13 protein-coding genes are annotated in these 12,362 nt (G+C 62.6%); 5 read left to right on the top strand and 8 right to left on the bottom strand.

What is annotated here, in order from left to right; genetic code table 11:
* The first annotated feature begins 4 nt into the window (after positions 1-4).
* Both AC1RZR_RS09935 and AC1RZR_RS09930 read left to right on the top strand, forming a co-directional pair.
* On the top strand, positions 5-985 hold the full coding sequence (locus AC1RZR_RS09935) for a hydroxyacid dehydrogenase (protein ID WP_477278154.1): 981 nt from the start codon (positions 5-7) through the stop codon (positions 983-985).
* A 39-nt stretch (positions 986-1,024) separates the two neighbouring features.
* Positions 1,025-1,402 (top strand): hypothetical protein, encoded by a 378-nt coding sequence (locus AC1RZR_RS09930; RefSeq protein ID WP_477278087.1) that lies wholly within the window; start codon positions 1,025-1,027, stop codon positions 1,400-1,402.
* A gap of 23 nt (positions 1,403-1,425) precedes the next feature.
* On the opposite strand, the gene AC1RZR_RS09925 is transcribed toward AC1RZR_RS09930, so the two are convergent.
* A complete protein-coding gene (locus tag AC1RZR_RS09925) occupies positions 1,426-2,718 on the bottom strand; it encodes an amidase (RefSeq protein WP_477278089.1) in 1,293 nt (430 codons plus the stop codon).
* A gap of 119 nt (positions 2,719-2,837) precedes the next feature.
* On the opposite strand from AC1RZR_RS09925, the gene AC1RZR_RS09920 reads away from it, so the two are divergent.
* The gene (locus AC1RZR_RS09920) at positions 2,838-3,185 is read left to right on the top strand and encodes a GFA family protein (RefSeq protein WP_477278091.1); all 348 of its coding nucleotides are present in this window, start codon (positions 2,838-2,840) and stop codon (positions 3,183-3,185) included.
* A gap of 141 nt (positions 3,186-3,326) precedes the next feature.
* Here the strand turns inward: AC1RZR_RS09920 and AC1RZR_RS09915 are convergent, their stop codons facing one another.
* A complete protein-coding gene (locus AC1RZR_RS09915; RefSeq protein WP_477278093.1) occupies positions 3,327-4,541 on the bottom strand; it encodes an MFS transporter in 1,215 nt (404 codons plus the stop codon).
* Positions 4,542-4,725: 184 nt separating this feature from the next.
* Between AC1RZR_RS09915 and AC1RZR_RS09910 the strand changes: the two genes are divergently transcribed.
* The gene (locus tag AC1RZR_RS09910; RefSeq protein WP_379103155.1) at positions 4,726-5,712 is read left to right on the top strand and encodes an AraC family transcriptional regulator; all 987 of its coding nucleotides are present in this window, start codon (positions 4,726-4,728) and stop codon (positions 5,710-5,712) included.
* Between the two features lie 224 nt (positions 5,713-5,936).
* Positions 5,937-6,368 (top strand): DUF4437 domain-containing protein, encoded by a 432-nt coding sequence (locus tag AC1RZR_RS09905; protein ID WP_481828390.1) that lies wholly within the window; start codon positions 5,937-5,939, stop codon positions 6,366-6,368.
* Between the two features lie 13 nt (positions 6,369-6,381).
* On the opposite strand, the gene AC1RZR_RS09900 is transcribed toward AC1RZR_RS09905, so the two are convergent.
* From AC1RZR_RS09900 to AC1RZR_RS09875, 6 genes are all read right to left on the bottom strand, one after another.
* The gene (locus AC1RZR_RS09900; protein WP_481828389.1) at positions 6,382-7,485 is read right to left on the bottom strand and encodes an ABC transporter ATP-binding protein; all 1,104 of its coding nucleotides are present in this window, start codon (positions 7,483-7,485) and stop codon (positions 6,382-6,384) included.
* Positions 7,485-8,588 (bottom strand): ABC transporter ATP-binding protein, encoded by a 1,104-nt coding sequence (locus AC1RZR_RS09895; protein WP_477278099.1) that lies wholly within the window; start codon positions 8,586-8,588, stop codon positions 7,485-7,487. The genes AC1RZR_RS09900 and AC1RZR_RS09895 overlap by 1 nt, the downstream gene beginning before the upstream one ends.
* The gene (locus AC1RZR_RS09890; RefSeq protein ID WP_379103164.1) at positions 8,585-8,806 is read right to left on the bottom strand and encodes a hypothetical protein; all 222 of its coding nucleotides are present in this window, start codon (positions 8,804-8,806) and stop codon (positions 8,585-8,587) included. The genes AC1RZR_RS09895 and AC1RZR_RS09890 overlap by 4 nt, the downstream gene beginning before the upstream one ends.
* Entirely contained in the window at positions 8,803-9,762 is a 960-nt protein-coding gene (locus AC1RZR_RS09885; protein WP_477278101.1) for a carbohydrate ABC transporter permease, read from the bottom strand. The genes AC1RZR_RS09890 and AC1RZR_RS09885 overlap by 4 nt, the downstream gene beginning before the upstream one ends.
* A 1-nt stretch (position 9,763) precedes the next feature.
* Positions 9,764-10,669 (bottom strand): carbohydrate ABC transporter permease, encoded by a 906-nt coding sequence (locus AC1RZR_RS09880; protein WP_027043351.1) that lies wholly within the window; start codon positions 10,667-10,669, stop codon positions 9,764-9,766.
* A 68-nt stretch (positions 10,670-10,737) separates the two neighbouring features.
* Entirely contained in the window at positions 10,738-12,054 is a 1,317-nt protein-coding gene (locus AC1RZR_RS09875) for an ABC transporter substrate-binding protein (RefSeq protein ID WP_379103168.1), read from the bottom strand.
* Positions 12,055-12,362: the final 308 nt, after the last annotated feature.

Genomic DNA, 12,362 nt, shown 5'->3' with positions numbered 1-12,362 from the left:
CGAGATGGCCCGCATCCTCACCACACACCCGCTGCATCCGCGCGCCTCGGCCATGCTCGCCGGCGCCGGTGAGCTTGTCGTCGCCTCCGCCCTCGATCCGGCAACGCTGACAGCCGAGGCAAAGAACGCCGATGTCGTCATCGTGCGTGCGCCTCTGCCGCCGCAGCTTTTCGAGGGTGCGGCGAAGCTGAGGGCAGCGATCCGCCATGGCGCCGGGCTCGACATGATCCCGATGGAAGCAGCTTTCGACGCCGGTGTGCTGGTGGCGAATGTGCCGGCGGTCAATGCCCGCTCGGTTGCCGAACATGTCATGTTTGCAGCCCTTGCCCTGCTTCGCAGCTTCCGCATCGTCGACCGTGACCTGCGCGCGAAGGGCTGGCTCGCCGGCCGCGAGCACGCCAACTCCAACAGCGAACTGGCCGGCAAGACCATCGGCATCGTCGGCCTCGGTGCCGTTGGCCAGGCCGTCGGCCACATTGCGGCGCATGGCTTCGATCTGAACGTGGTGGCAACGACGCGCAGCATGCAGCCGGCACCGGAGAAGGTCGGTTTCCTGTCGATCGACGCCTTGGTCGAGCAGAGCGACGTCATCGTTCTGTGCTGTCCGTTGACGCCCGAGACGCGCGGCCTGATCAACCGTGAGCGCATCGCCCGCATGAAGCCCAACGCGCTGCTGATCAACGTATCGCGCGGACCGGTCGTCGATGACGACGCGCTGATCGAGGCTTTGCAGAAACGCCGAATCGGCGGAGCAGCGCTCGATGTGTTTTCGACGCAGCCGCTGCCGCCAAATCATCCCTATTTCAGCTTCGACAACGTCATCATCACCCCGCACATGGCCGGCATCACCGAGGAATCGATGATGCGCATGGGCGTCGGCGCGGCGGGGGAAGCCTTGCTGGTTCTGGCCAACAAACTGCCGGTCAACCTGCGCAACCCTGAAGTGGTCGATCACTACCGGCGACGGTTTTCGGGCGATCTCTGACAATCGCGCTTTCGCCCCAATTCGCCGCGAAGTTGAACCATGTCCGGTCTTCGCCTCACCTTCCTCGCTATCGCCACGTCTTCAATCGCGGCATCGCCGTCGCTCGCGGCGGCCGAGAGCAGCAGTTATGTCTACTGCCACAATGGGATAGCCTGCTTTATGCAGCCCTGCCCGTCGGGCGACGTGCTCGACCTCGTTACCGGGAAGGTCGTCGAGGGCGTGGAACTCAACACCACCCCATTGCCGCTGCAAGACAGAGCCTCACCCGATGTCTCGGAAAAACTTGTCACGGGAAAGATCGTCGTCAGAGGGTCGATCCAGCATCGCGGCGACGAACATGATCCGCCCATGCTGGTCGTCACCAGCATCGAACGCGCCGCGAAGCAGAGTGAGCGCAGGCACTGTTCGGCGCACTGATTGCCGATCTGCGATTCTGCCTCTCAGAGCAAGCGCTCGACTTCAGCCGCGATGCGCAGCAGATGGTGGTCATGGCCGTTGCGCGCCACCAGCATCAGCCCGGCAGGCAATTTCATATCAGGCATCGGCAGCGAAATCGCACAGAGGTCGAACTGGTTGGCAACTTGCGTGTTGCGCAGCAGCAGGCCCTCGGTGCGGTCGCGCAACTCGGCATCCTCGATCATCGAAACGATGGTCGGCGCCGTCACCGGTGTGGTTGGCAGGGCCAGCACATCGACCGATGCAAGCCGCTCGTCCATGGCGGCGGCAAGTGCTGCGCGACGACGCATTGCCCTGATGTAGACCGGGGTCGGCAGCATTGCCGCCCGCGACAAAGGCCCGCTGACATGTGGGTCGACCGGCACCGGTGCCCCTGTCGCCAGCCAGTCGGCATGGATTTCCGCCCCTTCCATCGCAGCGATCGAGCCACGCTTGGTGGCCGCGCGCATATCGGCAAGCAGGTCGTCGATCGATATGTCAGCCAGGCGCGCGCCTGTCTGTTCGATCTTGCGGAGGCTGCGATCGAACGCTGCCGCGACCGCATTTTCGGTGTCTTCGAAAAGCAGGCCGCGCGGAATAAAGACGCGAAGCCCGGCAAGCGGGAGCGGCTGGTGCAGTGCCGGCAGCTCCTCGCCGGCCATCGCGGCGTCGGCGACCGCGCAAGCAGCGACGCTCAGCGCCAGCGGTCCGATCGAATCCAGAGTCGCGGACAATGGATAGGCACCCGCCAAGGGCACACGCCGCGCCGTCGGCTTGAAGCCGACGACCCCGTTGAGCGATGCCGGTATGCGCACCGAGCCGCCAGTGTCCGAGCCGATAGCAATGTCGCAGGTGCCTTCACGGACGGAAACGCCGGCACCCGAAGACGAGCCGCCTGGGATGCGGCTGGCATCCGTCGCATTGCCGGGGGTGCCATAGTGTTGGTTGTCGCCGATCGCGGTGAAGGCGAATTCGGTCATGTTGGTCTTGCCGATGATCACCGCACCGGCCTGCCGCAACCGGTAGACAATGGCGGCGTCGCGCAGGGCCGGTGCAGCGGTCTTGAGCATCAGCGAGCCGGCCGTGGTCGCCTCGCCGGCGACATTGAACAGGTCCTTGATCGAGACAATGGTGCCATCGAGCGGCCCAAGGGTCACGCCCGCGCGTTTGCGGGCATCGCTGGCGTCAGCCGCGGCCCGTGCGGCTTCGGCATAGAGCTTCGTAAACACGCGTTCTTCGCCGGCACGGGCGGCAAGCCGCGCGAGGATGGTTTCGAGATGATCGCGGACTGATTGCATTTCGGTGTCGGACTCCGGACGCCTTGAACGTCTTATTGGATAGCGGCCAGCGCATGGCCTGCCGAGACTTAACCCGGCACAGTCGGTTTTGCACCCTGCCGAACACGAGGAAGAACCCGATGCTCTACAAAGGCAGCTGTCACTGCGGCAAGGTCGCCTTCGAGTTCGAAGCCGAACTGACCGGCGCCGTGCGATGCAACTGCTCGATCTGCTCGCGCAAGGGTGCCCTGCTGTGTGCCATCCCGCACGAGACCTTGCAGGTTCTGGCCTGGGGCGATGATCTCGGCACCTACACATTCGGCAACCATGGCATCGCGCACCGCTTTTGCCGAGCCTGCGGGATCCACCCCTTCGCGGAGGATGTCAGCGATGACAGCAAGCGTAGCGCCTACATCAACATGCATTGCGTTGCGGATTTTGACCCATCCACCTTGCCGGTCTTCGAGTTCGACGGGCGCTCGGTCTGAGCCTGTCGGTACCCCACCGTATCAGCTGCGTTGGCAAGGTTTGTTTGTCACCGCCATCACATGGCATCGGCTCGAAAACCATGATGGTTCTCGGGCCGGGCCTGGCGTCAGGAAGCTATCGGGAGATGGTGAGTACGACGACTAATCGGCCTGCTTCGGGCCGCGCAGGAACACCACGATAGCCGCCAGCAATGTCGCCGTGCCGCAATAGGCGAAGGCGCTGGCCACGCCAGCATGGTCGACCAGCAGGCCACCGAAGACGGCACCAAGGGCGATCGCCACCTGGAACGTCGACACCATCAGCCCGCCGGCGCTTTCGGCCTGATCGGGCGCGGCGCGCACCAGCCAGCTCTGCAGCCCAACCGGCACGGCGCCGAAGGCAAAGCCCCAGACCGCAACTGCGGCGGCGGCGATCGTGGGCGAGGCGCCGAAGACCAGCATCGAGGCGGCCGCCGCCGCGATCAGCAAGGGAGCCAGCGCAACGGCTGCCTTGAGGTTGCGTTCGGCCAGGATGCCGCCGGCGACATTGCCGAAGAAGCCGCCTACGCCATAGGCCAACAGCACCAGCGAAATCGTCTCGATGTCGAGCACGGGGACCTTCTCGAGGAAGGGGCGGACATAGGTGAAGCCGGCAAAGTGGCCCGAAGCGACGAGCAGCACGACCAGCAGCGCCACCCTGATAGAGGGACGCTCCAGCACATCGAGCAAGGTGCGGAAGCTTGCCACACCCACCGGAGGCAATTTCGGGATGGTGGCCACCTGCACCAGCAGCGCCAGGGCGCCGACGACGGTGGCGATCATGAAAGCCGTGCGCCAGCCCCAGATGTCGCCGACATAGGCGCCGACCGGTGCGGCGCAGACGGTCGCCAGTGAAACGCCGGTAAGGATGATCGACATGGCGCGCGGCATCAGCCGCATCGGCACCAGCCTCAGCGCCATGGCCGCCGACATCGCCCAGAAGCCGCCGAGCGCGACGCCGAGCACGACGCGGGCAAGCAGAAGCACGGTAAGCGATGAGGCAAACGTGGCCAAAAGGTTGGAGAGGATCAGGAACATTGTCAGCATCCACATCACCAGCCTGCGGTCCATGCGCCTGGTGATGATGGCCATGGTGGGCGCGGCAACGGCGCCGACGATAGCGGTCGCCGTCACCGCTTGTCCGGCCACGCCTTCGGTGACGCCGAGGTCGCGAGCCATCGGCGTCAGCAGGCTGGCAGGAAGGAACTCGGCGGTAACGAGGCCAAAAACACCGAGTGCAAGCGAGACCACGGCACCCCATGCCGGCTCGGTTCGTTCATCGGAGCCTGCAGGGTTCAGAAGAGTGGCGTCGATGACGCCTGTCGCGGGTTCCGCCATGGTCAGTCTCCGATCTGTTTGCAGCGCCACATAGGGAATGACCGACCGGGGCTCCACCCGTTACATGCCTTGCCATCGGGGCTTGACTATGTGGCCGGTCTCCGACTTTGTTTGCAGCGCAGCATTTGCCTGCAACGCAACATAGGCAGTGACCACTTGGAGTTTCCATGCTAGAAACCCCATTATGCTTGACCATTCGTCCAAAATCCCGATTACGGGCGATCCGCTCACCGACATATTGCGCGGGCTGCGCCTTGATGGCGTCGAATACGGCCGCTGCGAAATGAAGGAGCCCTGGGGTGTCCAGTTCCCCGCCCAACCCGGGGCGCGGTTTCATTTCATCGGCCGCAAAGGCTGCTGGCTGAAGCAGCCATCTGGCGAATGGGTGGAACTGAATGCGGGCGATGCGGTGCTGCTGCCGCGCGGTGCCGCCCATGTGCTGGCCAGCGAGCCCGGCGCCCAGGCCTGGCCGATCCACGGCTACGAGCTCGAAGAGGTCTGCAAGGACGTCTACTGCACGTCGAACGAAGAGATGTGCGGCAAAGACTGCCAGCCGGGAACGCTGCTGTTTTGCGCCAGCATGTACTTCAACCTCGATGGCCTGCATCCCTTGCTCGGCATGATGCCGGACGTGATGCGCACGCATGAGCTGGAGGCCTACGAACCGGGCATTCCGCATCTGCTGGACTCGATGGCGCGCGAAGTGACGATGGAACGCGTCGGCTCCGGCGGCATCCTGGCGCGGCTGGCTGACGTGCTGGCCGCCACCGTCATCCGCTCCTGGGTCGAACGCGGCTGCGGTGACTCGTCCGGCTGGATCGCGGCGGTCAGGGACCGCGAGATCGGGCGCGTGCTGGCCGCCATCCATCTCGAGCCGAACCACGACTGGACGGTCGAGTCGCTGGCCAGGATGATGGGCGCCTCGCGGTCAGGATTTGCCGAACGGTTCGCCACCATCGTTGGCGAAACGCCGGCAAAATATGTCACCCAGGTTAGAATGCACCAGGCACGGCAGTGGCTGGTCCGCGACCGGATGAAGATCTCCGTTGTTGCCGCGCGTCTCGGCTATGAATCGGATGCCGCCTTCAGCCGAGCCTTCAAGCGAGTCATCGGCTCGGCGCCCAGCCACCTTCGCGCCGAGGAACAGGCTGATATCCGCCAGGCCGGCTGAGCAATTCCGGGAAAAGCGTGAAACGGTTCCCGGGAAAAGCGCATAGCCCTTTCCCTTGGGAATTGCGTGTGCGTTCCGTGAAACGAAGGTGCCCTGGGCTGCCGGATTTGGATGAATTGCCAAGCCTTCCGGACGCAGCGTCATTGCCGCGCTGACTGCATGCAATAGCTTGCCATTGCACAGCAATTGAGGGTCGGCGGCAAGTCGACGCAGGAGGAGAGCCGATGCCAAATCATCTGAAGGTCCTGGCGCTCGCCGCCATGCTCGTGGCCTCCGGGCACGCCTTTGCCCTTGAAGACAGTTACGTGCCGACCGACAAGATTCCCTATGTCGCCGAGGCACCGGACCAGCCGCAGCGCCTCGGTGCGCTTTGGGGCGAGCGCGCCAAGGGCCCGTCGGGAACCTTGCTGAAAGTCCCGGGCAACTGGCGTGCCCCTGTTCACGCGCACACCGCCGACTATCGCGCGGTGGTGATCCAGGGTCTGTGGGCGCACTGGCAGATGGATGGTGGTGAAGCGACCAAGGTCGAGCTGCCTCCCGGATCCTACTGGACCCAGAAGGCCAATGAGATGCATGACGACGCCTGCCTCTCCGACACAGAATGCGTGATCCTGCTGATCAACGACACGCCCTATGAGACCTACCTGCCTAAATAGACGAGGTTGCGGCCTATGACGCGTGGCGCAAATTGACGCCGCTGCCCTTGTCGAACAGCACCACCTTGTCGGGATTCCAGGCAAAGCGCACCGGCTGCTCGATGGCGACATCGGTCCTCGCAGGCACGGTAGCGCGCAACATGGCGTCGCCGACGCGCAGCGTCAGGATCTTTTCGACGCCATGGTTCTCGACATCGTGGACACGCGCCTCGACCGGCGCGCCGCTCTCCAGATAGACGTCCTCGGGACGAATGCCGAAGACGAGCGGGCGACCATCGGTCGCCGCGCCCGCCTTTAGCACCCCAAAAGCCTTGGCTCCCCCTGAAAAAGGCAATTCGAAGTTCAGCGGCGCCATCACAGCGCGGCCATTCACCAGTTTGCCATCGATGAGGTTCATCGGCGGCGAGCCGACGAAGCTTGCCACATAGGTGTCGCGCGGATTGTTGTAGATCTCGTACGGCGTGCCGGTCTGGACGATGCGGCCGTGGTTGAGCACGCCAACCTTGTCGCCCATCGACATCGCCTCGATCTGGTCGTGGGTGACGAACAGGAAGGTGGCGCCAAGCTGCATCTGCAGGTTCTTGAGTTCGGTGCGTAGCGCCTCGCGCAATTTCGCATCGAGTGCCGACAGCGGTTCGTCCATCAGGAACACGCGCGGCTTGCGCACAATGGCGCGGCCGATCGAAACGCGCTGCATCTCGCCACCTGACAGCTTGTCAGTCTTGCGATCAAGCAGATGCTCAATCCTGAGCGTGCGGGCGGCGCGGTCCACGCGGTCCTTGATCTCGGCGTCAGGCAGCCGGCGGATCTTCGGCTTCAGCGGGAATTCGAGATTCTCCCGCACGGTGTAGCGCGGATAGAGCGAGTATTGCTGCAGCACCAGCGCCACGTCGCGCTCGGCCGCACCCCAGTCGGCAACGTCGACTCCGTCGATGAAAACCTGGCCTTCGCTGGGTTTCTCCAGACCGGCAATCAGCCGCAGCGTCGTCGTCTTGCCGGCGCCCGTCTCGCCGAGCAGCACGAAGAACTCGCCATCGGCGATGTCAAGATCGAGCCCGGTCAACGCAGTATGATTGCCGAATGTCTTCGAGATGTTTTTCAGCTGGATATGGGCCATCAGAGTCTCACCCCCAGCGACTTGCCGCTTGCCGTGTCGAAGAAATGCGCCTGGGCCGGATCGATCCTGGCAAACACCTTCTCGCCGGGACCGGCGACGAAGCCGCTCTTGGTGCGTGCGCGCAGCATTTTCGAGCCGACCTTGAGGTCGACGATGTCGAAGGAACCGAGTGGCTCGACGATCTGCGTCTCGACCGGCAGGAACCCATCCGCCGCATCGCGGCGGATGAGGACGCCTTCCGGCCGGATGCCGAGCACCAGCTGCCCACCTGCATGGCCGTTGAGCTTAGACAGCAGCGCCCGTGGGAATTCAAAACCGGCGGCAGCCCCGCCGACCGTCACCGAGACCGCGGACGCCGTCTCGGTGACCGCCGCGTCGGCGACATTCATCACCGGACTGCCGACGAATTGCGCCACGAACAGATTGGCCGGGTGCGAATAGACCTCGTCCGGCGTTCCCACCTGCTGAAGCACGCCTTCATGCATGATGACGATGCGGTCGGCGAGGCTCATCGCCTCGATCTGATCGTGCGTGACATAGATGGTGGTCGAACCCTGCTTGATGTGCAGCCGCTTGATCTCTGCCCGCATCTCCTCGCGCAGCTTGGCGTCGAGCGCGCCGATCGGCTCGTCCATCAGCATCGCCTTCGGCCGTCGCACCAGCGCCCGGCCGATGGCCACGCGCTGCATGTCGCCGCCCGAAAGTGCCGACGGTTTCTTGTCGAGCAGGTCTGATATCTGCAGCGTCTTGGCGACCGAGCGCACCTCGCCGTCGATCTCGCTCTTGCTCTTGCGCGTGGCGCGCAGGGGAAAGGCGATGTTCTCGTAGACGCTCATATGCGGATAGAGCGAGAACGACTGGAAGACCATGGCGATGTCGCGGTCGGCGGCCTTCAAATGCTGGATGGGTTTGCCGTCGATGAGGATGTCGCCCTCGTCGATGGTTTCCAGCCCGGCGACGGCACGCAAGGTCGTCGTCTTGCCGCAACCCGACTGACCGAGCAGAACGATGAACTCGTTGTCGTTGATCTTCAGGTTCAGGTCCTTGATGACCTGGACGGCGCCGAAGAATTTCTGGACGCCGCGAAGCTCGATCTGGGTCAATGCTGTGCTCCCGGATTTCGCACCTGGCCGGTGCCGGTCTTCTCCTCTGGCGCGATCTTCGAGGTGATGTTGAAGCCGATCAGCCCGATCAGGATGATGGTCAGGCCATATGTGTGCAGCAGCATGTTCCAGGGCTGGCAGAGCGCGACGATGCCGAGCACCATCAGCACCTGGCTGCCCGGCTCCAGATATTTCTGATTGATGGCGCGAAAGCTCATTTGCGGATCGCTCCGAAGGACATGCCACGCAGCAGATGATTGCGGAGCAGGAAGGTGAAGATCGCGACCGGCAGCAGGAACAGGAAGGTCCCCGCGGCGATCACCGACCAGTCCGGCAGGCCGGAGCCGACCTGGCTCGGGATGAAGGGCGGTGCCGTCTGGGCACGGCGGCTGGTCATGATCAGCGCGAAGGCATATTCGTTCCACGCCGTGATGAAGCAGAACACGGCGGTGGCGGCGATGCCGGTTGCGGCCTCGGGCAGCACGATCTTGAAGAAGGCCTCCATGCGCGTGTAGCCGTCGACGAGGGCTGCCTCTTCATACTCTTTCGGGATCTCGTCCATGAAACCCTTCATCAGCCACACCGAGAAGGACAGGTTGAAGGCGGTGTAGAGGATGATTAGGCCGACATGGGAATCGTTGAGCCCGACCGCCCGGTACATCAGGAACATCGGGATGGCGACGACCACCGGCGGCAGCATGCGCGTCGACAGGATGAAGAACAGCAGATCCGCCTCTCCCTTCACCTTGAAACGCGAAAAGCCGTAAGCGGTGAAGGTGCCCATGCCGACCGCCAGTACTGTCGAGGTTATGGCCACGATCAGCGAGTTCAGGAAGCGGCTCGGATATCCCGACCATTGCACCTGGCCCTTGCCGTCACGCACGATCTTTTCGCCGCCGTCGAAGACGACGCGCTCCCACCACGGAGCGGCTGCATACTCCTCCGGCGACGCTGGGTTGCGCATCTGCGAGCGCTTGGCGAACAGCTTGACGAAGGGCGATATTTCCGGCTGGAAGACGATCGTCGGCGGGATGGTGGTGGCGAGATTGCGCGGCTTGAACGCCGTCGAGGCAATCCAGTAGATCGGCGCCAGGAAGATGATCGTCACCAACAGGACGGCGACGATGGCGACACGGTTGAAGCCGATTTCGGAAGAAGTGCGCACGGCAGCCATCTCAGCGCTCCTTCACCTTGTTGAGGTATTTGACGTAGATGTTGGTGATCGCCAGCACCATGATCAGGACGATGTAGGCGAGTGCGCAGGAGCGCCCGGTTTGCCATTCCTGGAACGCCATCTTGTAGAGCCGGATCGAGATCAGTTCGGCCGTCGGCTGGCTGGTCAGGATGTAGGCGAGGTCGAAGGTCTTGAACGCCTCCATGGTGCGGAAAATGACCGCGATCATGAGGATCGGCGCGACCAGCGGCAGCGTGATGCGGAAGAAGGTGTAGAACGGCCCGGCCCGGTCGATCGCCGCCGCCTCATAGAGATGCTTCGGCACCGCCGAGAGGCCGGCCAGCGACAACAGCATGACGAAGGGCGACCACATCCAGATGTCGGTCAGCGCGACGGCATAGAGCGCCATCTTCGGATCCGACAGCCATTCGAAGGTGCCGAGGCCGAGCGCATAGTTGATGATGCCGAAAGACGGATCGTAGAGCAGCTTCCAGAACAGGCCGACGACCGCCATCGACAGCATCATCGGCAAAAGCAGCAGCGTCGTCAGCAACCCCTTCAGCGGGATGTCACGGTTGAGCAGCATCGCCACGCCGAAGCCGACCAGCAACTGGCCGGCGACCGAGATGATAACGTATTTCGCGGTGATGGCGAAGTTGGACCAGACATAGGGGTCGTTGAGCAGGTCGCGATAGTTCTGCAGTCCGACGAAATTCGCCGGCGCGTTGGTCGACGCGCGAAAGTCGGTGAAGGAATAGCCGAGCGAATAGATCAGCGGAAAGATGTTGAAGACGATCAGGAAAAGGACCGTCGGGATGATGAAGAGGTTGCGGATCGAAATGTCGCTGAGGCCGCGCGCGGCCGCTCTTGAAGACCTGTCCAGTGTGGTGATCATCGTGGTCGCCAAGACCCTGCTCCCGTTTGCAGAAAAAGAAACGGAGGAGGCGCCAACGCCCCCTCCGTGAAGCATGAATTTTACTGACCGCGCCCGTACTTCTTGAAGGTCGCGTTCCAGTCAGCCGCCAATGCGTCAAGCGTTTCCTTTGCGGTGCCTTCGCCGCCGATCATGTAGGGGTAGACGCGCTGGTTGAGCTGCTGCAGCAGTTCGGCATATTCCGGCACCGCCCAGAAATCCTTCACCTTGAACATGGTCTCGTAGAAGGCCTTGTTGTACGGCGTTGCGTTCTGGAATTCAGGCGACTTGAGCACGGCGGCACTGCAGGTGTAGCCGCCAAGCGCTGCCCACTTCTTCTGGGTCTCGTCCTTGATGAACCATTCAAGGAACTTGATCGACTCGTCCTGCTTCTGCGAGTAGGACACGATCGAGATGCCTTGCCCACCGAGCGCTGCGAACTGGTCTCCGTTCGGGCCGGGAGGATTGGCGAAGAAGCCGGTGTTCTTGGCGTTCGGGTTCGACGCTTCGTTGATCAGCGACGGGAAGAACGCAAAGTAGTTCATGCTCATCGCGGCCAGGTTCTCGGTGATCGCCTGGTTGTCTTCGACGAAGAACGCCTTGGCCCAGCCTGGAGGCGTGAACTTGTACAGCTCCTTGTAGGCGTCGAGAGCCGCGACCGCCTTGTCGGAGTTGATGAAGCCATCGACCTTGTAGGTCGAATAATCACCCAGTTCGCCACCGTAGGAGAACAGCGCGTTCTCGAAGCCCATCGCCATCGCGTCATAGGAATTGTCTGTGTAGATGGCGATGCCGTATTTTTTCTGGTCCGGACGGTAGAAGAATTCGGCGATGTCGCGCAGCGCCTTGAAATCCTTCGGCACGTCGAGATCGTAACCGTACTTGGCCTTGAAGGCTTCCTTTTCCTTTGGATCCTCGAACCAGTCCTTGCGATAGGACCAGCCGACGGCGTCGCCTTCAAGCGGGATGGCCCAGTACTTGCTGCTGCCGCCCGGATATTCGGCGTAGTACTTCACCGTCGCCGGTGCCATCACGTCGCCGACCTTGTGCTTGTTGAAGAAGTCAGTCAGGTCGACATAGTGGCCACCGGTCGAACCGGCACCGAGCCATTGCGAGTCGCCGACGACCATATCGTAGGCATCGCCATGGGCATTGAACTCGGTGAAGGCCTTGGTCTGGAAGTCGGGCCAGGGCGTGGTCTCCACAGTGATCTTGACGCCGGTTTCCTTCTCGTACTCGTTGCCGAGTTCCTGCAGATAGTTGGCCGGATCCCATTCCGCCCAGAAGATGGTGAGTGACTTTTCCTGCGCGTAGACGGACGTTCCGCAGGCAAGCGTTAAGCCGATACCAGCAAGCACGCTGGTCACAAACTTGCGCATAATGATTTCCTCCCTTGTGCGCATTCTACCTTGTCATGCGAGCCGGCAACGGGGCCGGCCCTGGTAGTTCCTCCCGTGATCGCACTTTTCCGGTTTCGGGCCTCCTCGCCCTGCCGGAAAATGGATCGCAGCCCTCACTTTCGATCCGCTTTTCTGATCCAATCTGGTATTACCAATCCTGGCTGTACGTCAAGCCCTATCTTGGCAGCTCGACTTGGCCATTGCTATCGGATTTCGGCTTTATCTGCCTGTTTTACCAAGATTTTCCTACTCAGTGATACGTGCAGGTGTTGTCCAGCACCCCGCAC

Source organism: Mesorhizobium bavaricum (genome assembly GCF_056781655.1).
This window is presented reverse-complemented; position numbering and strand designations above follow the sequence as displayed.

What these genes read in the sequence shown, in the direction of transcription:
- AC1RZR_RS09910 (WP_379103155.1), top strand. Translation starts at nt 4,726, where the DNA reads ATGCTTGACCATTCGTCCAAAATCCCGATTACGGGCGATCCGCTCACC.
- AC1RZR_RS09885 (WP_477278101.1), bottom strand. Translation starts at nt 9,762, where the DNA reads ATGGCTGCCGTGCGCACTTCTTCCGAAATCGGCTTCAACCGTGTCGCC.
- AC1RZR_RS09915 (WP_477278093.1), bottom strand. Translation starts at nt 4,541, where the DNA reads ATGGCGGAACCCGCGACAGGCGTCATCGACGCCACTCTTCTGAACCCT.
- AC1RZR_RS09900 (WP_481828389.1), bottom strand. Translation starts at nt 7,485, where the DNA reads ATGGCCCATATCCAGCTGAAAAACATCTCGAAGACATTCGGCAATCAT.
- AC1RZR_RS09930 (WP_477278087.1), top strand. Translation starts at nt 1,025, where the DNA reads ATGTCCGGTCTTCGCCTCACCTTCCTCGCTATCGCCACGTCTTCAATC.
- AC1RZR_RS09905 (WP_481828390.1), top strand. Translation starts at nt 5,937, where the DNA reads ATGCCAAATCATCTGAAGGTCCTGGCGCTCGCCGCCATGCTCGTGGCC.
- AC1RZR_RS09920 (WP_477278091.1), top strand. Translation starts at nt 2,838, where the DNA reads ATGCTCTACAAAGGCAGCTGTCACTGCGGCAAGGTCGCCTTCGAGTTC.
- AC1RZR_RS09925 (WP_477278089.1), bottom strand. Translation starts at nt 2,718, where the DNA reads ATGCAATCAGTCCGCGATCATCTCGAAACCATCCTCGCGCGGCTTGCC.
- AC1RZR_RS09890 (WP_379103164.1), bottom strand. Translation starts at nt 8,806, where the DNA reads ATGAGCTTTCGCGCCATCAATCAGAAATATCTGGAGCCGGGCAGCCAG.
- AC1RZR_RS09935 (WP_477278154.1), top strand. Translation starts at nt 5, where the DNA reads ATGGCCCGCATCCTCACCACACACCCGCTGCATCCGCGCGCCTCGGCC.
- AC1RZR_RS09875 (WP_379103168.1), bottom strand. Translation starts at nt 12,054, where the DNA reads ATGCGCAAGTTTGTGACCAGCGTGCTTGCTGGTATCGGCTTAACGCTT.